Genomic DNA, 17,360 nt, shown 5'->3' on the forward strand with positions numbered 1-17,360 from the left:
GCGCCCTGCCATAGAGTGGTGATGTCCCGCGCGCCATCCTCCTCTCCCTCGCTCACCTTCGCCTTTTCCGGTGCCGTTGCCATGGCCGCTGCGATGGGTTTCGGACGTTTCTTCTATACGCCTGTGCTGCCCGGCATGATGAGCGGCCTTTCGCTTTCGGCTGCCGATGCAGGGTTGATCGCAGCGGGTAACTTTGCAGGCTATCTGCTGGGCGCTGTCCTTTCCGCGTACGGTTGGGCCACGGGGCGCGAGCGCAAGGTGGCGCTCGCTGCTCTTATTGCCACAGCCGTTTTGCTGGCTGCCATGGCGGCAAGCTCCTCGCTTGCCGCCTTTATCCTGATCCGCTTTTCGGCGGGCCTCGCCAGCGCGTTTGCCATGATCTTTACTTCGTCAATCGTCCTGCCGCTGGCGGCAGGCCGTGATGCGGCGCAGGCCATCCATTTTGGCGGAGTGGGGGCGGGTATCGCGTTCTCGTCGTTCGTGGCCTTTGTGGTAAACGCGCGGGCGGGGGACGCGGCGCATGGCTGGCGGATCAACTGGCTGGCCGGAGCGCTGATTGCGGTTCTTGCCTTTGCTTTCATCGCCAAGACCCTGCCGCGTCCTGCCGCAGGCCATGTGCCCGCTGCGGAACCACCGATCCGCTGGGCCCGTCCGCTGGTGCTGCTGACCCTGTCCTACGGACTGTTCGGCTTCGGCTATGTGGTGACGGCAACCTTCCTGATTGCGATGGCCCGCTCGGTTGCTGCTGGCGCCGTCGTGGAATTTCTGGCGTGGTTCGTAACAGGGCTCGCTGCCGCGGCCTCGCTCTATCTGTGGCGGCCTGTTGTCCGGCGTTTTGGGATGGCAAAGGTCTATGCTCTCTGTCTTGCCATCGAGGCGGCCGGCGTTTTGGCATCGGTACTATTGCCGCCGATTGCGGGCATCCTCTCCGGCGGCCTGCTTCTCGGGCTGACCTTCATGGCGATCACCGCCTATGGCCTGCAGGTGGCACGGATACTTTCCCCTGAAAGTCCGCGCCGTGCCTTTGCCTTCATGACCGCCGCCTTCGGCACAGGTCAGATTCTGGGTCCGCTGGTTGCCGGCTGGGCAACGGCTGCAACGGCAAGCTTTACGCTCGGTACAATATTGGCGGCTATAGCGCTGGCAATCTCACTTCTTCTTGTGCTTCCCGTGGTGCGTCACACGGCCCGCTCTTGAGTTCCGGCAGCTTTCCTTACAATTGCGTCACAATGAAAAGGCGCCATTGCTGGCGATTCGGAACTGGCATAGTTTTGCCATGCACCATTGTTAGCCAACGCGCACGATCCCCGCATAAGGAAACAAGCCTCCGTGTTTCACTCATTCTTTCCCCGGCCAAAACTGTTCTTTGCTTCAGCGGCTATATGGTCCCTTGTCTGTATCATATTCTGGTACAGTGTCGGGTCGCAGTTGGGTGCGCTCGTAGGTCTTCCCCCGCTTCCGGAAGGTGAGAAGCCGCCGATCGGTCTGGCGTTCTTTTTCACCCCTGCCAACATCTGGTTCTATATCTGCTTCACGGTCTTCGTCCTGATCTTCGGGATGGCGTGGAAGTTGATTGATCGCGATCACCCGTGGTCGAACTGGTCGATCTGGGGGTCTGCGTTCATCGTCTTCATCGCCTATTTTGCAGTGCAGGTGTCGGTGGCCATCAACAATTGGCGCGGACCGTTCTTCGATCTCTTGCAGGGTGCATTGTCCAAACAGCCGGGCATCACAGCCGGTCAGTTTTATGATTATCAACTGCGCTTCCTCGAGATCGGCCTCGTCGGCGTCGCAATGAACGTCATCACGGCCTACTTCACAAACCATTATGTGTTCCGCTGGCGTACCGCCATGAACGACTATTACACCTCAAAGTGGGACAAGGTACGCCATATCGAAGGCGCCTCGCAGCGCGTTCAGGAAGATACCATGCGTTTTGCCAATATCCTCGAGGGGCTTGGCGTTACGCTCATCAATTCGGTTATGACCCTTGTAGTGTTTCTGCCGCTGTTGTTCCGGATGTCCGAAAATGTCGGCGATTTGCCGGTAATTGGTGCGGTTCCGCATGCCCTCTTCTGGCTTGCTATCGGTTGGTCATTATTCGGCACGGCGCTTCTGGCCCTTGCCGGTATCCGCCTGCCCGGGCTGCAGTTCCGCAATCAGCGTGTTGAAGCGGCCTACCGTAAGGAGCTTGTCTATGGTGAGGACAACGCCGATCGCGCTGACCCGGTCACGTTGAAGGAATTGTTCGCAAACGTTCGGAAGAACTATTTCCGCATGTACGGCCACTATGTGTACTTCAACATTGCGCGCTACACCTATGGTCAGGTCGACGCGATCTTCTTGAACTTCATCCTGATTCCGACTTTTGTCGCGGGCAAGTTAACCATGGGCCTCTGGCAGCAGGTCGCAACCGCGTTCGGTCAGGTGAGCGATAGTTTCCAGTATCTTGTCAGCTATTGGTCGACGATCATCGAACTGCTGTCCATCTACAAGCGCTTGAAGGCTTTCGAAGCGGCCATCGACGATCAGCCGCTGCCGGACATCGATCAGCATTATTTGGAGCGCGAGGTATCCGGTGGGGAAATGGCTGCGGACAAGCCTTACTGATTGGGAAAAGCTTGCTGAATCAAAGCGCCGCTTGGATCTTCCTCCACGCGGCGTTTGGCTGCTGACACAAAGGCCCTTCAGGGAGATTCACGATTGTGGGCGAAGCAATTGGCCCCCTCTCCCCGCCTGCGGGGAGAGGGCTGGGGTGAGGGGCAAAGGCGTTGACATCTTTTGAGAATCCGCCCCTCATCCGGCTGCCGCCACCTTCTCCCCGTTTTAACGGGGAGAAGGAAAACCGCTGCGCGCCCTGCCTCAACTTTTGCAAGCTGGCGTTTTCGTTACAGGCTGGAGGTGGGCCGCAGCGCGTAGTGATCTTTCAGGCTTGCAATCGCCTCGCCATAGGTCACGCAACCGACGTCGGGCAGGGTGCAGACTTCTGACACAAAGGTGTCGAGCGCGCGCCAGTAGGCGCCGCCATTCATCTCCACGAAGTGGAAGCCGAGCTGCAGCGGAATGCGGTTGCCCTCATATTGTTTCTTAAAGGCGGCCCGGAAGGCATCCAGTGATCGAGCTTCGAATTCCGCGCCATTGCTGGGGTTTTCGAGGCCCGCCGAATGGCGGATATAGAGGTTGTAATCCATTCCCACGATGGGCCGTTGGCCCGGCCCTTCAGGGATCAGCGGCAGACCGAAGAACAGAACGCCGTTCTGGTTTTCGGGCAGGGCAGGCCCTTTGGAAATGCCGCTGCCGTCATAGGTAAAGCCTTCGGCGCGCTCGGCCTCCGCCAGCACCTTGCTGGTGGAAAGATAGGGCGCGCGAAAACCCCTGATGCCGTCCCTCACAAAATCTCGCCAGCCTTGCGGCTCTTTTTCCGGCGCGCCGAGATCGGCCCAGGCGCTGGAGACGACCGAGCGGAAGGTGCGCATCTCGGTGCGCCAGTCATTCACATCCCAGTCCTTGCCATCGAAATGGCCGCAGGTATGGCTGGCGATTTCATGGCCCTCCAGCCGCGCCTGCCAGATGTGGTCGAGGCGGGTCAGCGCCTCCTCTTTCGTCTGGGCAAAGCCGATATTGGAACGGCCGGGCTTTTCGTGCGGCGCCTGATAGGATTTGGCGCGCGCACGGTCGATCACCAGCGAGCAGGACAGAAAGTAGGTGAAATGGGCTTTGACCCGTTTTGCCATGTCGCGGCTGCGCTGCCACAGCGCATTGTTGCCCGCGCCGTCGAAGGAGATGACGACCAGCTGTTTCGGGCGGTCTTCAGCCTGAGCGACGGCGGTCGTGGCAAGGAGGGCTACAAGGCTTAATCGGATCAACAAACTCTCGGGCACCTGTGTTGAGAGAATCACGGCAAGCCTTGTCCGTCCGGAATGCGGCAAGCTTGGGGTGGCTGCCCGTTTTCATAGTCCACACAAGGCGTCAAGGTTTTATCACCCTGGCTGCCCGTCGCCCCACCCGGTATGAAGTGCCGGGCGGGGTGACCGAAGACCGTTGCAGAAAGCTTGTTCAGTGAGATTAAGGATATGCGATTGCCCTGCTTACATCCCAGGCAAAATAGGTTAGAAGGCAGGCTTTCGAAGGTTGAAGGGCCGTATCGGGCCGGAGTTTGGCATGGCACATGAGAATGACAGCTTTATCCGCGAGGTGAATGAGGAACTGCGCTCGGAGCAGCTTCACACCGCCTGGCGGCGTTTCGGGCGTATTTTCATAGGCATCGCCGTGCTCATCGTGCTCGGCACCGCCGGCTATCGCGGCTACGAATACTGGCATAACCGCAATGCCTCGATCTACGGCGACAAGTTCTTGGCGGCGCTGAACCTTGCCAAGGATGGCAAGACGGATCAGGCACTTTCCGCACTTGAGGCGCTCGAAAAGGATGGCAGCGGTGCCTATCCGGTTCTGGCGCGCATGCGGGCCGCGACGCTTCTCGCACAGAAGGGTGACGCCGCAGGTGCGATTGCCGCTTTCCGTCAGGTTTCCAAGGATACGTCAGTGCCTGAAATCGTGCGCGACGTCGCCAAGATGCGGGCCGCCTTCCTGCTGATCGACACAGCACCCTATGATCAGGTGTCGGCGGAAGTCGAGGCTCTCTCGACGCCGGGCCATGCGTTGCGCCAGTCCGCACGCGAGGCGCTTGGCCTTGCTGCCTACAAGGCGGGCGACATGGTGAAGGCCAAGCAGTGGTTTCAGCAGATCATCGATGATGCGCAGGCACCGCGCAACGTGGCCAATCGCGCCCAGATCATGCTGGACAACATTGCTGCCTCCGGCAAGGCGCCGTAACCAAAGTCAGCGATGCCTTTTGCACGAAGGCGCAGATGCGGGTATAGGGGTGCCTTATCCGCTCAAGGCATGCCGCTGATCCGACCCTTTGGCCCAGCTTTGTCCCAAGGGCGGAGGTAAGGTGTCGCATGCGACGCCTCGAACGATACAAGAGAATAAGAAGTTCAGAAGGACCAGTTTAATGAGTTTCAGCGTCGCCATCGTCGGGCGTCCCAATGTCGGCAAGTCCACGCTGTTCAACCGGCTGGTGGGCAAGAAGCTCGCGCTGGTGGATGATACGCCCGGCGTGACCCGCGATCGCCGCCCCGGCGACGCGAAGCTGGTCGATCTGCGTTTCCGCATCATCGATACGGCCGGTCTCGAAGTGGCGGCGCCCGATACGCTGGAAGGGCGCATGCGCGCGCAGACGGAACTGGCCATCGACGAGGCGGATCTCTCGCTGTTCGTCGTCGATGCCAAGATGGGCCTGACACATGTGGACCAGATGCTGGCCGAGATGCTGCGCAAGCGTGGCAAGCCGGTGGTGCTGGTGGCCAACAAGTCGGAAGCCCGCGGTTCCGATGGTGGCTTCTACGATGCCTTCACGCTAGGTCTCGGCGAGCCGGTGCCGATTTCCGCCGAACACGGTCAGGGCATGATCGACCTGCGCGATGCGATCGTGGAAGCAATCGGGCCTGAGCGCGCCTTCGCCGACGAAGAAGACGATGATGAGGCGCTCACCGATGTGGACGTTCCCTTCTCCGATGCTGAGGATGAGGACGAGGAGATCGAGCTTGCCTATGACGACAGCAAGCCGCTGCGCGTCGCGATCGTTGGTCGCCCGAATGCCGGCAAGTCGACGCTGATCAACCGCTTTCTCGGCGAAGACCGGCTGCTGACCGGACCCGAGGCCGGCATTACGCGCGATTCCATTTCCGTCGAATGGGAATGGCATGGCCGCATGATCAAGATGTTCGATACGGCCGGCATGCGCCGCAAAGCCCGCGTGCAGGAGAAGCTGGAAAAGCTCTCCGTGGCGGACAGCCTGCGCGCCATCCGCTTTGCGGAAACCGTTGTCATCGTTTTTGACGCAACTATTCCCTTCGAGAAGCAGGATCTGCAGATCGTGGATCTGGTGCTGCGTGAGGGGCGTGCCGCCGTTCTTGCCTTCAACAAGTGGGATCTGGTGGAAGATCCGCAGGCGGTTCTCGCAGACCTGCGCGAAAAGACCGAGCGGCTTCTGCCGCAGGCGCGCGGCATTCGCGCCGTGCCGATCTCCGGCCAGACGGGCTATGGTCTCGAAAAGCTGATGCAGAACATCATCGACACCGACATGGTGTGGAACAAGCGCGTTTCGACTGCCAAGCTGAACCGCTGGCTGGATGCGGTACAGACGCAGCATCCGCCACCGGCGGTGTCGGGCCGCCGCATCCGCCTGAAATACATGACGCAGGTGAAGGCGCGCCCGCCGGCCTTCATGATTTCCTGCACGCGTTCCGATGCCTTGCCGGAATCCTATGTGCGCTATCTGATCAATGGCTTGCGCAATGATTTTCAGATGCCGGGTGTGCCGATCCGCATCCATTTCAAGTCCGCGGACAATCCATACGAGAACAAGCGCAAGAAGCGTTAGCAATCCGGCGGATGGGATCACGCATCAGGGGCATCCAGCATGAGTGGCCTCCTCATCATCACCTGGGGCGTGGTCTTCAGTGCCCTTTGGGCATCGGCCTTCGTGGCCGGTAAGGTTGCGCTGTCCTTCACCGATCCCATGTCGCTTCTCTGCGTGCGCTTCGGCATGGCGGGCGTGATCATGTTGCTGGTTGCCCTGCTGCGCGGTGATGGCCGCACGCTGTTCCGGCGTGACGTACTGCTGGCGGGCGCGGTGATGGGCGCGCTCAGCAATGCGCTCTATCTCGGCCTGTCTTTCGTCGCCCTCAAAAGTCTTTCCGCGGAAGCGGTCATCCTGATCGTCTCGACGGCGCCCTTCATCACCAGCGGCCTGTCTGCCCTGTTGGGAGGGCCACGCTCCGTGGTGCAGGTTCTGGGGGCCGTCACCGGCTTCGTGGGGGTCTATGTCGTTCTGTCGGCAAAGCTTGGCGGCGGGGCCGATCTCACCGGTATTCTGCTGGTTTTCCTGGGTACGCTTTCCTTTTCCGTCGGTACGGTCTTTTATCGCATGCGCGCGGCGCATCATGATCCGCTTGCCGTCAACGCCATCCAGAATCTGTTCGGTTCACTGCTGCTGGTGCCGTTCTCGCCCAATCTCGTTGGCACTGTCGCGGCGCTGGAGCATCTGCCGTTTCTGCTCGCCTTCCTGCATCTGGTGGTCGCGGTCTCGATCGTGGATTTCCTGCTCTGGCTGGCACTGGTGCGACGCATCGGTGCGGCGCATGCCTCCAGTTTCCATCTGCTGAACCCGGTGTTCGGCGTCGCGCTGTCCGCGGCGTTTCTTGGCGCGGCAATCAGCAGCCGCGATGTGCTCGGCGGCAGTATCGTGTTGCTGGGCTTGGTGATCGTCTCTGTGGATGCCGTGCGGCAGCAGAATGCGAGTCGTAAGACGCTGCCGCTGGCGGCTGAAAAAACCCTGTAATTCAAAGGGTCAGCCAAACTTAATTCAGTGCTTTCTCATGTTCTTAAAGCGTTGAATCCGGCAGGCGGCGGGGCAAGAGATTTGCGGCCTTGTGCAATCAGCACATTGTTGAGGAACTGCTTTGAGGCCGCTTCCCATGTGAACTTGCGGGCAAGGCTATGGGCATTTTCCCGCGGCAGGGCAAGGGCCGCGAGGCAGGCTTCGCGCAGGTCTTCATGCAGAACTCCGGCGCCGCTGCCTTCCTCGATAATGTCGATCGGGCCAGTGACGGGATAGGCGGCGACAGGCACGCCGCTGGCCAGCGCTTCCAGAATCGTATTGCCGAAGGTGTCGGTCTTGGAGGGGAAGACGAAGACATCCGCCTGCGCGTAAGCATGCGCCAGTTCCTCGCCGGTCTTCATACCAGTGAACAGCACGTTCGGGTAACGGCGTTGCAATTCGGCGCGCTCCGGCCCGTCACCGACGACGACCTTTGAGCCGGGCAGATCGAGATCGAGGAAGGCGGGCAGGTTCTTTTCCACGGCAATGCGGCTGACGCTGAGGAAGATCGGTCGCGGCAGGCCGAAGGGCCGGTCTTCCAAAAGCATGGGGTGGAACTGGGTCTGGTCGATACCGCGGCTCCAGCGCAACAGGTTCTTCAGGCCGAGCTTGGAAAGCTCACGCTCAAGGCTCGCGGTCGCCACCATGCAGCCATTGCCCGCATTGTGGAACCAGCGCACGAAGGCGCGCAGCCAGTTTATCGGGATCGGAAAGCGCGCGGCGACATATTCGGGAAAGCGCGTGTGATAGCTGGTGGAAAAGGGCAGGTGGTTTTTCAGGCACCAGCGCCGCGCCAGAAGCCCAAGCGGGCCTTCGGTCGCGATATGCACCGAGGTCGGACCAAAGCTTTCGATGGCCTTGGCGACCGCTGAGTAACTGGCGACCGACAGACGAATTTCTGGATAGGTGGGGCAGGGCACGCTGGAGAAGCACTGCGGCGTGATCATGGAAACCTCGACGCCCATGCGCGTCAGTTCCCGGTTGGTATTTTCGATGGAGCGGACCACGCCGTTGACCTGGGGATACCAGGCATCCGTCACGATGGTGATCTTGGTCATATGTCGCACGAGCCTCGGGTTGCCGATGCGCGATCGACTCGCGCAGACGCGGCCTCTTCCGCTGCTTCTATGAGAGAGCATTGTTACATGCAGATGTCAGGGGATAGCGTGGTTGTTTGAACGATTGACCGATGATATCTTGTTACTGCGTAGGAGATATCCATGCCCCTGTTTGTCCGTAACGATGAAATTGTCGCTTTGACTGAGGAGTTGCAAGCGTTGCTTCATGCGCCGACCAAGACGGAGGCTTTGCGGCTTGCGCTTCGTAACGAAATTGCAAGGGCTAAGGCAAAAGTACCCCTGCGTGATCGTCTTCGTCAGGCTCGGAAAACGGCGGATGATATCGGCCCATCCAATCCGGCATTTGACCACAAGTCTTTCAGCGATGAATTGTGGGGAGAGTGATGGCATTTATCGATGCATCCGTCATCGTCGCCATCCTTAAGCCCGAGCCAGATGCGGAAGACCTGATCACATTTCTGGAGCACGTTGAGGGGCCGCTTCATGTTTCGCCTCTCGTGCGAATGGAGGCAAGCCTATCGCTCGCGCGTGCTAAGTCTGAAGAACTGGGGCAGCCGATTAAATCAAATCCGGATATCGCGAAGCGCGCTGCGCTCGCCGTAGATCAGTTTATCGAGGCGCTGTCCGCACAGGAAATGCCCATTACGCCGCAAATTGGTGTGGCAGCGCGGGAGGCCGCGCAATTATTTGGCAAGGCCTCAGGCCACCCGGCTAAGCTGAACATGGGGGACTGTTTTGCCTATGCCTGTGCAAAAGTTGCTGGCATGCCTTTGGTTTTCAAGGGCGAAGATTTCGTTCACACTGATATCGAACAATTGTTATGACGCCGGCAGCAGTGCCGGTTCGATCAGCGCGCCGTGATGGCCGATGACGACGGAGGCGACGGCTGCGCCATGGGCTGCGGCTTCTGCCGTTAAACTGCCCGTCAAAAGCTTGGCCAGGAAGCCGCCGTTGAAGCTGTCGCCAGCGCTTGTCGTATCCACCAGCCGCTCCGGTCTGACCGAGGGAATGAAGACGGTTTCACTGCCTTCCCCAATCGTCGCACCCTGCGCGCCGTTTTTCACGACGACCCGGTCTGCCCCCAGCGATAGATAGCGGGTGATGGTATCCGAGACATTCTGATCGCCGAAATGCGCATGCTCGTCATCGAAGCTGGGCAGGACGATATTGGCGGCGCGGGCGCCGGCGCTGATCGTTTCCAGCATACGCGCCTTGTCGGCCCAAAGACGCGGGCGGATATTGGGATCGAAGGCCACCAGTTTGCCGCTTGCTCGGGCGCGGCGCGCTTCGGAGAGAAGCGTATCGGCAGCGACGGCTGAGAGGATCGCCAGCGTGATGCCGGAGAAATAGATGAGATCGGCGTCTTCCATGGCGGCACGTAAGTGGTCGGCATCATCGGCCAGCAGCTTGGCGGCAGACGTGTCGCGCCAGTAGCTGAAGGTGCGTTCGCCATCTTCGCGCAGCGAGATCAGGTAAAGGCCGGGTGTCTTGCCCGGAATGCGGCGGATGAGATGCGTGCCGATGCCGGCCTTTTCGGCAAAGCCTGCCAGTTCGTCGGACAGCGGATCATCGCCAAGCGCGGTGAAATAGTCGACAGCCCAATCCTCGGGCAGGGCGGCGCGCAGATACCAGGCGGTGTTGAAGGTATCGCCGGCAAAGCCCTTGCGCAGCAGGCCCTGGCCCGCCTGCGACAATTCCACCATGCATTCGCCGATCGACACAACGCGCTTTACCATTCCACCCTCCGTCCGTTCCGTTCGGCATTAGGCTGAACAACATGGCGTGGCAAGGGCGATTTCCGGGTCATTTTCGGGTCAACCAAATTTCATCCGCCGTGGAGGTCGTTGGCGTTTGTCTTTTGGATTTCGACGATTAGGTTGTTGGTGATTTGAAATGACAGGAAGGAGTGAAGGACGCATGGCGACAGTGGCACATAAGGGCGATCCCAACTGGTGGCGCGGCGCAGTCATCTATCAGGTCTATCCGCGGTCTTTCCAGGATACGACCGGAGACGGCATCGGCGACATCAAAGGCATTACGCAGCGGCTGCCTTACATCGCCTCGCTCGGTGTCGACGCCATCTGGCTGTCACCCTTCTTTACCTCGCCCATGGCCGACATGGGTTATGACGTCTCGGATTACTGCAATGTCGACCCGATGTTCGGCACGCTGGCCGATTTCGACGAGATGATGGAAGAGGCGCATCATCTCGGTCTCAAGGTGGTCATCGATCAGGTCATCTCGCACACATCCGACCAGCATCCCTGGTTTATCGAAAGCCGCGCGAGCCGCACCAATGCCCGCGCCGACTGGTACATCTGGGCCGATCCCAAGCCGGATGGCACGGCGCCCAACAACTGGCTGTCGATCTTCGGTGGCCCGGGCTGGGAATGGGATGGTGTGCGCAAGCAGTACTACATGCACAACTTCCTATCCTCGCAGCCGGACCTGAATTTCCATAATCCGGATGTTCAGGAGGCGATGCTAGGCACCGTCAAGTTCTGGCTGGAGCGCGGCGTCGATGGCTTCCGTCTCGATACAGTGAACTACTACTTCCACGACAAGCAGCTGCGGAACAACCCGCCTGTCGTCTACGATCCGCAATCTACGGGTCTGGAAACGGATACGAACCCGTATTCCATGCAGAACCATCTCTATGACAAGAGCCAGCCGGAGAATATCGAGTTCCTGAAGAAGCTGCGGGCGCTGCTGGAAGAGTATGACTGCCGCACCACGGTGGGCGAAGTGGGCGATGGCGACCGCTCGCTGACGACGCTGGCCATCTATACCAGCGGCAATGACAAGCTGCACATGTGCTACACCTTCGACCTGTTGAGTCCGCATTTCACGGCGGCTCATATCCGCAAGGTCGTCTCCAAGTGCCAGGAAATCGTCACCAATGGCTGGGTCTGCTGGGCCTTTTCCAACCATGATGTGGTGCGCCATGTCAGCCGTTTCATGGAAACGGCGGATGAGCGGGAGCCGATCGCAAAGCTTGCCATCAGCGTTCTCTCGGCGCTGCGCGGCTCCATTTGCCTCTATCAGGGCGAGGAACTCGGACTGCCGGAAGCGGACCTCGCATTTGAAGATCTGCGGGACCCCTATGGCATCCGTTTCTGGCCGGCCTTCAAGGGACGCGACGGATGCCGTACGCCGATGGTCTGGCAGTCCGGCAAGCCGCATGGCGGCTTCACGCAAGGAGGCAAGACCTGGCTGCCGGTGCCGGCAGAGCATGTGACGCTGGCGGTCGATGCGCAGGAGGCGGATGGCGATTCCATCCTGCATCACTACCGCAAGACGCTCGCCTTCCGCAAAGCGCATCCGGCGCTCCTGGATGGTGACCTGACCTTCCTGGACACTCAGGCGGATCTCTTGGCTTTCATCCGCGAGAAGAATGGCGAGCGCCTGCTGTTCGTCTTCAACCTCACCCGTGAGGCTCAGGATTTTCCGCTTCCGGCAGCACTGGCGCAAAGCCATCCGCTGCCGATGCCGGGCTACGGTCCTGCTGTTGAAGACGGGAGCGTGCGGCTCAAGCCCTTTGATGCCTTTTGTGCACGGGTTTGAGTTGGGTTTGATGCTGGTCGCCCCTCGCCATTGCATGCGCGAGGGGTAAACTTCACGCTCCGGCTTGGGCGTACGTTGCGGGCACGACTTTCAGGCGCGACACATCCTGAATGGGCGGGGCACCAAACAGGCGGCGATATTCGCGGCTGAACTGTGAGGGGCTGTCATAGCCCACCCGATGGGCGGCGGTTGCGGCATCCAGAGCTTCAGACATGATCAGCCGGCGTGCCTCCTGCAAGCGCAATTGCTTCTGGTATTGCAGCGGGCTCATGGCGGTCACTTCGCGAAAATGGGCATGCAGCGAAGACGTGCTCATGCGCGCTTCGGAGGCGACGCGATCGATGCTGAACGGCTTGTCGTAATTGTCGCGGATCCAGGCAATCGCGCGGTTGACCTGCACCAGCCGGCTTTCCGGCATCAACATGCGTCGCAGCTTATCCGCCTGGTCTCCACGCATGAGCCGATAGAGCAATTCCTTCTCAATTAGCGGTGCCAGGAACGCGATATCGTCAGGCGCATCCAGAAGGCGTACCAGCCGTAGCGCCGCTTCCAAGAGCGCCGGATCGCTCTTGCTAATGCAGAGCGCCTTGCCGCAGGTCTTTTGCACAGTGATAGGCGCCGGCTGCGCGACCTCCAGCATCATCGCGCCAAGTGCTGCCAGATCGAGATCGAGGCGCATGCTGAGATAGGGGTGTTCCGGGCTTGCCTCCACCACTTGGCTGGTGATCGGCAGATCGGCGGATGCCACCAGATGCCGGGCCGGCCCGTATTCATAAAGCTCGTCCGCCAGCAGGACCTGCTTCGATCCTTGAGCGATGATGCAGAGCGCCGGGTGCTGAACCCCTTGAAATGGCTCGGTCCGTTTGGACTGGCGGATCAGCCAGAGGCGTGGAATGGCGGTTGAAAATACGCCGTCGCCCTTGGTGTGTTGTGCAATCAGGCTTGAAAGCTCATCTAACTGCTGCATGGCGGATGCTCCACTATATGCCTGAAATTACCAAGTGTTTGGCTATTGCCGTGGCTATCGTCTACCACGCGGATGTGAGGGGTGTCATGGCGAAATTCAAGCCTCTGGAGTTTTGTGCAAACATCGCGGAGTCCTGATCTACCGGATCTTCGCAGACTGACGCATATTCACTTTCGTCAGCATGACCCTCTTACAAATTCCGAAGAAAGGAGACGGAAATGTTCAATTTCCTGCGTATCACAGCATCGCCCCAGTCCTGGATCGCATCCAAGGTGCAGGCTGTCCTTGCCTGGTATAACAAATCCGTCGAGGCTCGCCGCGAGCAGGATCTTCGCCGCCGCTACATGAACGGTTAACCCTTTTCTTCGGCGGGGTGCAGCCCCCGCCGCATCTTCCAACACTGCCAACCTCATGGAGCGTCTGATGAGCGCAACGCATCCTTATTCCGGTTTGTGGATCACTGGTGATGGTCACATCCGTCACGAACTTCTGCCGAATGGCCGTTATGTCGAAGCGCGCGGCCATCGCGAGCGGGCCTATCAAGGCCGCTATGAAATCCACGGCAATCACATCGACTACAAGGACGATACGGGATTTACCGCGGATGGCGAGTTCCAGAACGACATTCTCTACCATGCCGGGATGATTTTGATCCGAGCCTGACATCAGGCTTGCCGGGCCGTGGACAAACGTTCACGATCCTTTAACGCGACACAATTTCGCCACGGATCGCCATAGTGTCGAGGCCACAGAACAAGGGGACTTGGCGAATCGCATGACGTTCAGACGGCGCAAGGCAGTCCGGCGTGAAGGGGATGTTTTCGGCACCATCCACCCCACGCAGGCTGCGGTTCGTTTTTCCTTCCGCGGCCATTGGCGGATCATGACGGCATTGCTGCTATTGTCAGGCGGTGGCGGCTATCTCATGACGAAGACCGTCGACAGCTCCGTCGGACAGGTGCCGGTTCCCACTCCACCCGTCGTGCTTGCCAGAACCAAGCGGCAGGCGGTTGCGGCACCCAAGCAGGCACGCGTCTGGATGCCTGTGCTGGCCTCCGAACCGAAGATCAACCTGATCGAGCGTATGAATGACGGCTCGGTGGCGCAGTCCTCCTATTTCGACGTTTCGCTTGATCTTGCCGAGCCTGCGCCGGCTCCCACACCAAAACCGGAACTGCTGCTGGCGGCCTATCAGGAACCTGTGGCCACCAAGCCGGATCCGTTCGATTCTATCCTTCAGCCGGGCCATCGTCCGGAAAAACCCATGCGTCCGGGGCAGGGGCCGAAGACGGAGCTCGTTCCGGCCGGCGTTCCGATCAATGTCAGCGTTGCTCCCGTTCGTCCTGCCGGCAAGGTGCGCCGGGTGGTCGCCATGCCTGCGCAGGAAGAACTGCTGCGCAACATCGAAGGCGCGCTTGATGTGCCCTCGCAGGAGTTTGCCGATCTGGCGCTGGAGCTTGGCAGCGACAGCGTCAAGCCGGGCGAGCGGCTCGACCTTATCATCGGGGAACGCATACCGGGCTCGGGCCGGACAGAGATTATTCTGGCGCGTCTGAAAACCGGTCCCAAGCAGGAGCGGCTTCTGGCGCGACGCGACGATGGCCGGTTTCAGCAGGTCGCAAATCGTCATCTCTACGACCGTCTGGTTGCGGAAGCATTGGCTGCGGAAGGCGCGCATCCCGCGGAGGCGCAATCACCTGATGAGCGTCAGGCCAGGGCGCTGGAAGCGGCAGAGGCCGATTATCCGCGTCTGCTGGAGCAGTTGCGTGGTTCCAAGGTGCCGACGCGCGTCTGCCTGCAAACGGTGGAATTGTTGAAGGCCAATGATATCCGCTGGAAGGATGGCGAGGAACTTCCCAAGGTCAACCTCGTCTTCCGCAAGGGCGATGACGGGGCCGAGGAGCTTGTGTCGGTCTCGCTGCGCCAAGGCGAGGAAGAGCGGCGATTCTATCGCTACAAATCCGGTGCCGATGGCCGCGTCGAGTTCTTTGACGACAAGGGCCGTTCCGTTTCCAAGACCCTGATGCACAAGCCGGTCGCCGCTGGCAAGGAAGGCGATGGGTTCGGCTGGCGCGTCCATCCCATTCTCGGTACCCGCAAATTCCACAATGGTGTCGATTACGTCGCGCCCAAGGGTTCGCCCATCGTGGCGGCAGGCGATGGCGTGGTGGATAAGATCAGCTGGGAAGGCGGTTACGGCAAGTTCGTGCGCATTCGCCATGATGGCGGCTACACCACCACCTATGCGCATATTGATGGCACGCCGAAAGGCCTGGCTGTCGGTCAGCGCGTCTCGCAGGGGCAGACGATCGCCTTTGTCGGCTCCACCGGCCTCTCGACCGGGCCGCACCTCTATTATGAACTGAGGATCGGCGACAATTACGCGGACCCGACCAAGGCGCGCATGGCAGCCGGCACCACGCTGAAGGGCCGCGCTCTCGACGAGTTCCATAAGGAGATCGATCGCGTCGAGCAGATTTCGCGCGCCATTCGCAGCTCCGCGACGGCCGCCGCTCGCGCGGCCGCCAACGTCTTCAGCCCTGAAACACCGCAGGTCTCGGAGCAGTAAATCAGGAAATCAATGCAAAACGATCGACATCGACCATGCCCCTGTCCGAGATCTTCAGGTGCGGAATGACGGGCAGGGGCAGGAAGGCAACCTGCAGGAACGGTTCCGTCAGCGTCGTGCCCAGTGCGTAAGCCGCCTGACGCAGGTGATGCAGGGTGTGGCGCACCGACTCGTAGGGTTCAAGGCTCATCAGGCCCGCCACCGGCAGGGCGATCTCCGCCGTCACCTTGCCGTCCTCGACCACCACAAAGCCACCGCGGATTTCCGACAGCCGGTTGACGGCGACAGCCATATCCTCATCCGACACGCCGACGACGCAGATATTGTGGCTGTCATGGCCGACCGTCGAGGCAATCGCGCCGCGCTTCAGGCCAAAGCCCTGGACGAAGCCGTTGGCATGATTGCCATTCTTGCCGTGACGTTCGATCACGGCCACCTTGATGATGTCGTTGGTGAGATCCACCGTCGCCTGATTGCCCGATGAGGGCAGGCGGTAGCGGCGATGTTCAGTGATAATCTTACCGGGCAGTACTCCGATCACGGGCTGCTCATCAGATCTCGCGGGCGAGGCGAAATCGGCTGCCTTGATGACGCGCGCCTTCACGCTGTCCAGCCCCACGGGCGCGACAGGCTTGCGGGTGGCGAAGAGTTCCTTCGTCACGCGACGACCGGCGGCAAACACCATCTCAGCCTTGCAGTTTTCCAGCGTGTCGATAACGACAAGATCGGCTCGCCAGCCGGGCGCGATCAGGCCGCGATCGCGCAAGCCAAAAGCCCGCGCAGCCGAGATGGAGGCGGCGCGATAGATGGCGATCGGTTCCACGCCATGGGCAATCGCCGTACGGATCAGGTAATCGAGATGGCCTTCCTCGGCGATATCCAGCGGGTTGCGGTCATCTGTGCAGAGCGCCAGATAGGGCGACAGGCGCTCGGTGATGATGGGCATCAACGCGTGCAGATCCTTTGAGACGGACCCCTCCCGCACCAGGATATGCATGCCTTTGCGGATCTTTTCGAGCGCCTCCGCGGCGCTGGTTGCCTCATGCTCCGTGCGGATCCCGGCCGAGAGATAACCGTTCAGCCCGTAGCCGGAGAGCAGCGGCGCATGACCATCGATATGCTGCCCCTGGAAAGCTTCAAGCTTTGCCATGCAGACCGGGTCCTTGTGGATGACGCCGGGGAAATTCATGAACTCGGCAAGGCCGATCACCTTCGGGTGGTGACGAAAGGGCAGGAGCCGTTCGATCGGCAGATCCGCGCCTGCGGTTTCCAGATGCGTCGCCGGCACGCAGGAGGAAAGCTGGACCCTGATATCCATGATGGTTTCGAGGGCGGAATCGAGGAAGAACTGAATGCCTTCCGTGCCGATCACATTGGCGATCTCATGGGGGTCGCAGATCACGGTCGTCACGCCATAGGGCAGCACGCAGCGGTCGAATTCATGCGGGGTAACCAGAGAGCTTTCGATATGGAGGTGCGTGTCGATGAAGCCGGGCACGACGATGCGTCCCGTGATGTCGATCTCCTCAGCGCCCTCATAAGCCTCGCAGGTGCCCACAATCGTATCACCGCAGATGGCGATATCCGAGGCGACAAGCTCGCCCGTCACCAGATCGAAGAAGCGGCCACCCTTCAGAACGATATCCGCCTTGGTGCGGCCGGTTCCCTGGTCGATACGGTCTTCGAGGCGTGATGTCATGAAAATCTTCCTGCTTGCTGCGTTGCATCAATTGTATA

At 60.1% G+C, this 17,360-nt stretch carries 16 protein-coding genes; 11 read left to right on the top strand and 5 right to left on the bottom strand.

Annotation, left to right across the window (positions count from 1 at the left end; all coding sequences use genetic code 11):
• Positions 1–21 precede the first annotated feature (21 nt).
• Both Q2T52_RS09110 and sbmA read left to right on the top strand, forming a co-directional pair.
• Positions 22–1,197, top strand: coding sequence for a YbfB/YjiJ family MFS transporter (locus Q2T52_RS09110; protein ID WP_302076396.1), 1,176 nt, complete (start codon positions 22–24; stop codon positions 1,195–1,197).
• A 132-nt stretch (positions 1,198–1,329) separates the two neighbouring features.
• The gene (sbmA, locus tag Q2T52_RS09115; RefSeq protein WP_302076397.1) at positions 1,330–2,610 is read left to right on the top strand and encodes a peptide antibiotic transporter SbmA; all 1,281 of its coding nucleotides are present in this window, start codon (positions 1,330–1,332) and stop codon (positions 2,608–2,610) included.
• Positions 2,611–2,888: 278 nt separating this feature from the next.
• Here the strand turns inward: sbmA and Q2T52_RS09120 are convergent, their stop codons facing one another.
• A complete protein-coding gene (locus Q2T52_RS09120) occupies positions 2,889–3,866 on the bottom strand; it encodes a polysaccharide deacetylase family protein (protein WP_436799513.1) in 978 nt (325 codons plus the stop codon).
• 295 nt (positions 3,867–4,161) lie between these two features.
• Between Q2T52_RS09120 and Q2T52_RS09125 the strand changes: the two genes are divergently transcribed.
• The 3 genes from Q2T52_RS09125 (at position 4,162) to Q2T52_RS09135 (ending at position 7,405) form a co-directional block, all read left to right on the top strand.
• The gene (locus Q2T52_RS09125) at positions 4,162–4,833 is read left to right on the top strand and encodes a tetratricopeptide repeat protein (protein WP_302076398.1); all 672 of its coding nucleotides are present in this window, start codon (positions 4,162–4,164) and stop codon (positions 4,831–4,833) included.
• A gap of 181 nt (positions 4,834–5,014) precedes the next feature.
• Positions 5,015–6,445 carry a ribosome biogenesis GTPase Der gene (der, locus tag Q2T52_RS09130; protein WP_302076399.1) on the top strand — a complete coding sequence of 477 codons (1,431 nt, stop codon included), beginning with the start codon at positions 5,015–5,017 and terminating at the stop codon, positions 6,443–6,445.
• A gap of 39 nt (positions 6,446–6,484) precedes the next feature.
• Positions 6,485–7,405, top strand: coding sequence for a DMT family transporter (locus tag Q2T52_RS09135; RefSeq protein WP_302076400.1), 921 nt, complete (start codon positions 6,485–6,487; stop codon positions 7,403–7,405).
• A 35-nt stretch (positions 7,406–7,440) separates the two neighbouring features.
• On the opposite strand, the gene Q2T52_RS09140 is transcribed toward Q2T52_RS09135, so the two are convergent.
• Positions 7,441–8,502: a glycosyltransferase family 4 protein gene (locus tag Q2T52_RS09140; protein ID WP_302076401.1), complete on the bottom strand. Its 1,062-nt coding sequence runs from the start codon at positions 8,500–8,502 to the stop codon at positions 7,441–7,443.
• 162 nt (positions 8,503–8,664) lie between these two features.
• On the opposite strand from Q2T52_RS09140, the gene Q2T52_RS09145 reads away from it, so the two are divergent.
• Positions 8,665–8,907, top strand: a complete 243-nt coding sequence (locus Q2T52_RS09145) for a type II toxin-antitoxin system VapB family antitoxin (protein ID WP_302076402.1) — start codon at positions 8,665–8,667, stop codon at positions 8,905–8,907.
• Entirely contained in the window at positions 8,907–9,347 is a 441-nt protein-coding gene (locus tag Q2T52_RS09150) for a type II toxin-antitoxin system VapC family toxin (RefSeq protein WP_302076403.1), read from the top strand. The genes Q2T52_RS09145 and Q2T52_RS09150 overlap by 1 nt, the downstream gene beginning before the upstream one ends.
• Here Q2T52_RS09150 and Q2T52_RS09155 read toward each other — a convergent pair.
• Positions 9,342–10,259 (bottom strand): sugar kinase, encoded by a 918-nt coding sequence (locus Q2T52_RS09155; RefSeq protein ID WP_302076404.1) that lies wholly within the window; start codon positions 10,257–10,259, stop codon positions 9,342–9,344. The two genes, Q2T52_RS09150 and Q2T52_RS09155, sit on opposite strands and share 6 nt — an antisense overlap.
• 181 nt (positions 10,260–10,440) lie before the next feature.
• Between Q2T52_RS09155 and bglA the strand changes: the two genes are divergently transcribed.
• The gene (gene bglA / locus Q2T52_RS09160; RefSeq protein WP_302076405.1) at positions 10,441–12,087 is read left to right on the top strand and encodes a beta-galactosidase BglA; all 1,647 of its coding nucleotides are present in this window, start codon (positions 10,441–10,443) and stop codon (positions 12,085–12,087) included.
• A 52-nt stretch (positions 12,088–12,139) separates the two neighbouring features.
• Here bglA and Q2T52_RS09165 read toward each other — a convergent pair whose 3' ends face one another.
• Complete coding sequence (locus Q2T52_RS09165; RefSeq protein WP_302076406.1) at positions 12,140–13,054, bottom strand: AraC family transcriptional regulator; 915 nt, start codon at positions 13,052–13,054, stop codon at positions 12,140–12,142.
• A 218-nt stretch (positions 13,055–13,272) separates the two neighbouring features.
• Between Q2T52_RS09165 and Q2T52_RS09170 the strand changes: the two genes are divergently transcribed.
• The 3 genes from Q2T52_RS09170 to Q2T52_RS09180 all read left to right on the top strand — a co-directional run bounded on the left by Q2T52_RS09170 (position 13,273) and on the right by Q2T52_RS09180 (position 15,623).
• Entirely contained in the window at positions 13,273–13,410 is a 138-nt protein-coding gene (locus Q2T52_RS09170) for a hypothetical protein (protein ID WP_302076407.1), read from the top strand.
• A gap of 55 nt (positions 13,411–13,465) precedes the next feature.
• On the top strand, positions 13,466–13,717 hold the full coding sequence (locus Q2T52_RS09175; RefSeq protein ID WP_302076408.1) for an Atu4866 domain-containing protein: 252 nt from the start codon (positions 13,466–13,468) through the stop codon (positions 13,715–13,717).
• Between the two features lie 112 nt (positions 13,718–13,829).
• Positions 13,830–15,623 carry a M23 family metallopeptidase gene (locus Q2T52_RS09180; protein ID WP_302076409.1) on the top strand — a complete coding sequence of 598 codons (1,794 nt, stop codon included), beginning with the start codon at positions 13,830–13,832 and terminating at the stop codon, positions 15,621–15,623.
• Position 15,624: 1 nt separating this feature from the next.
• Here the strand turns inward: Q2T52_RS09180 and ade are convergent, their stop codons facing one another.
• Entirely contained in the window at positions 15,625–17,322 is a 1,698-nt protein-coding gene (gene ade, locus Q2T52_RS09185) for an adenine deaminase (RefSeq protein WP_302076410.1), read from the bottom strand.
• Positions 17,323–17,360: the final 38 nt, after the last annotated feature.

It is taken from the genome of Rhizobium oryzicola (genome assembly GCF_030504645.1).
Lineage (GTDB): Bacteria > Pseudomonadota > Alphaproteobacteria > Rhizobiales > Rhizobiaceae > Neorhizobium > Neorhizobium oryzicola.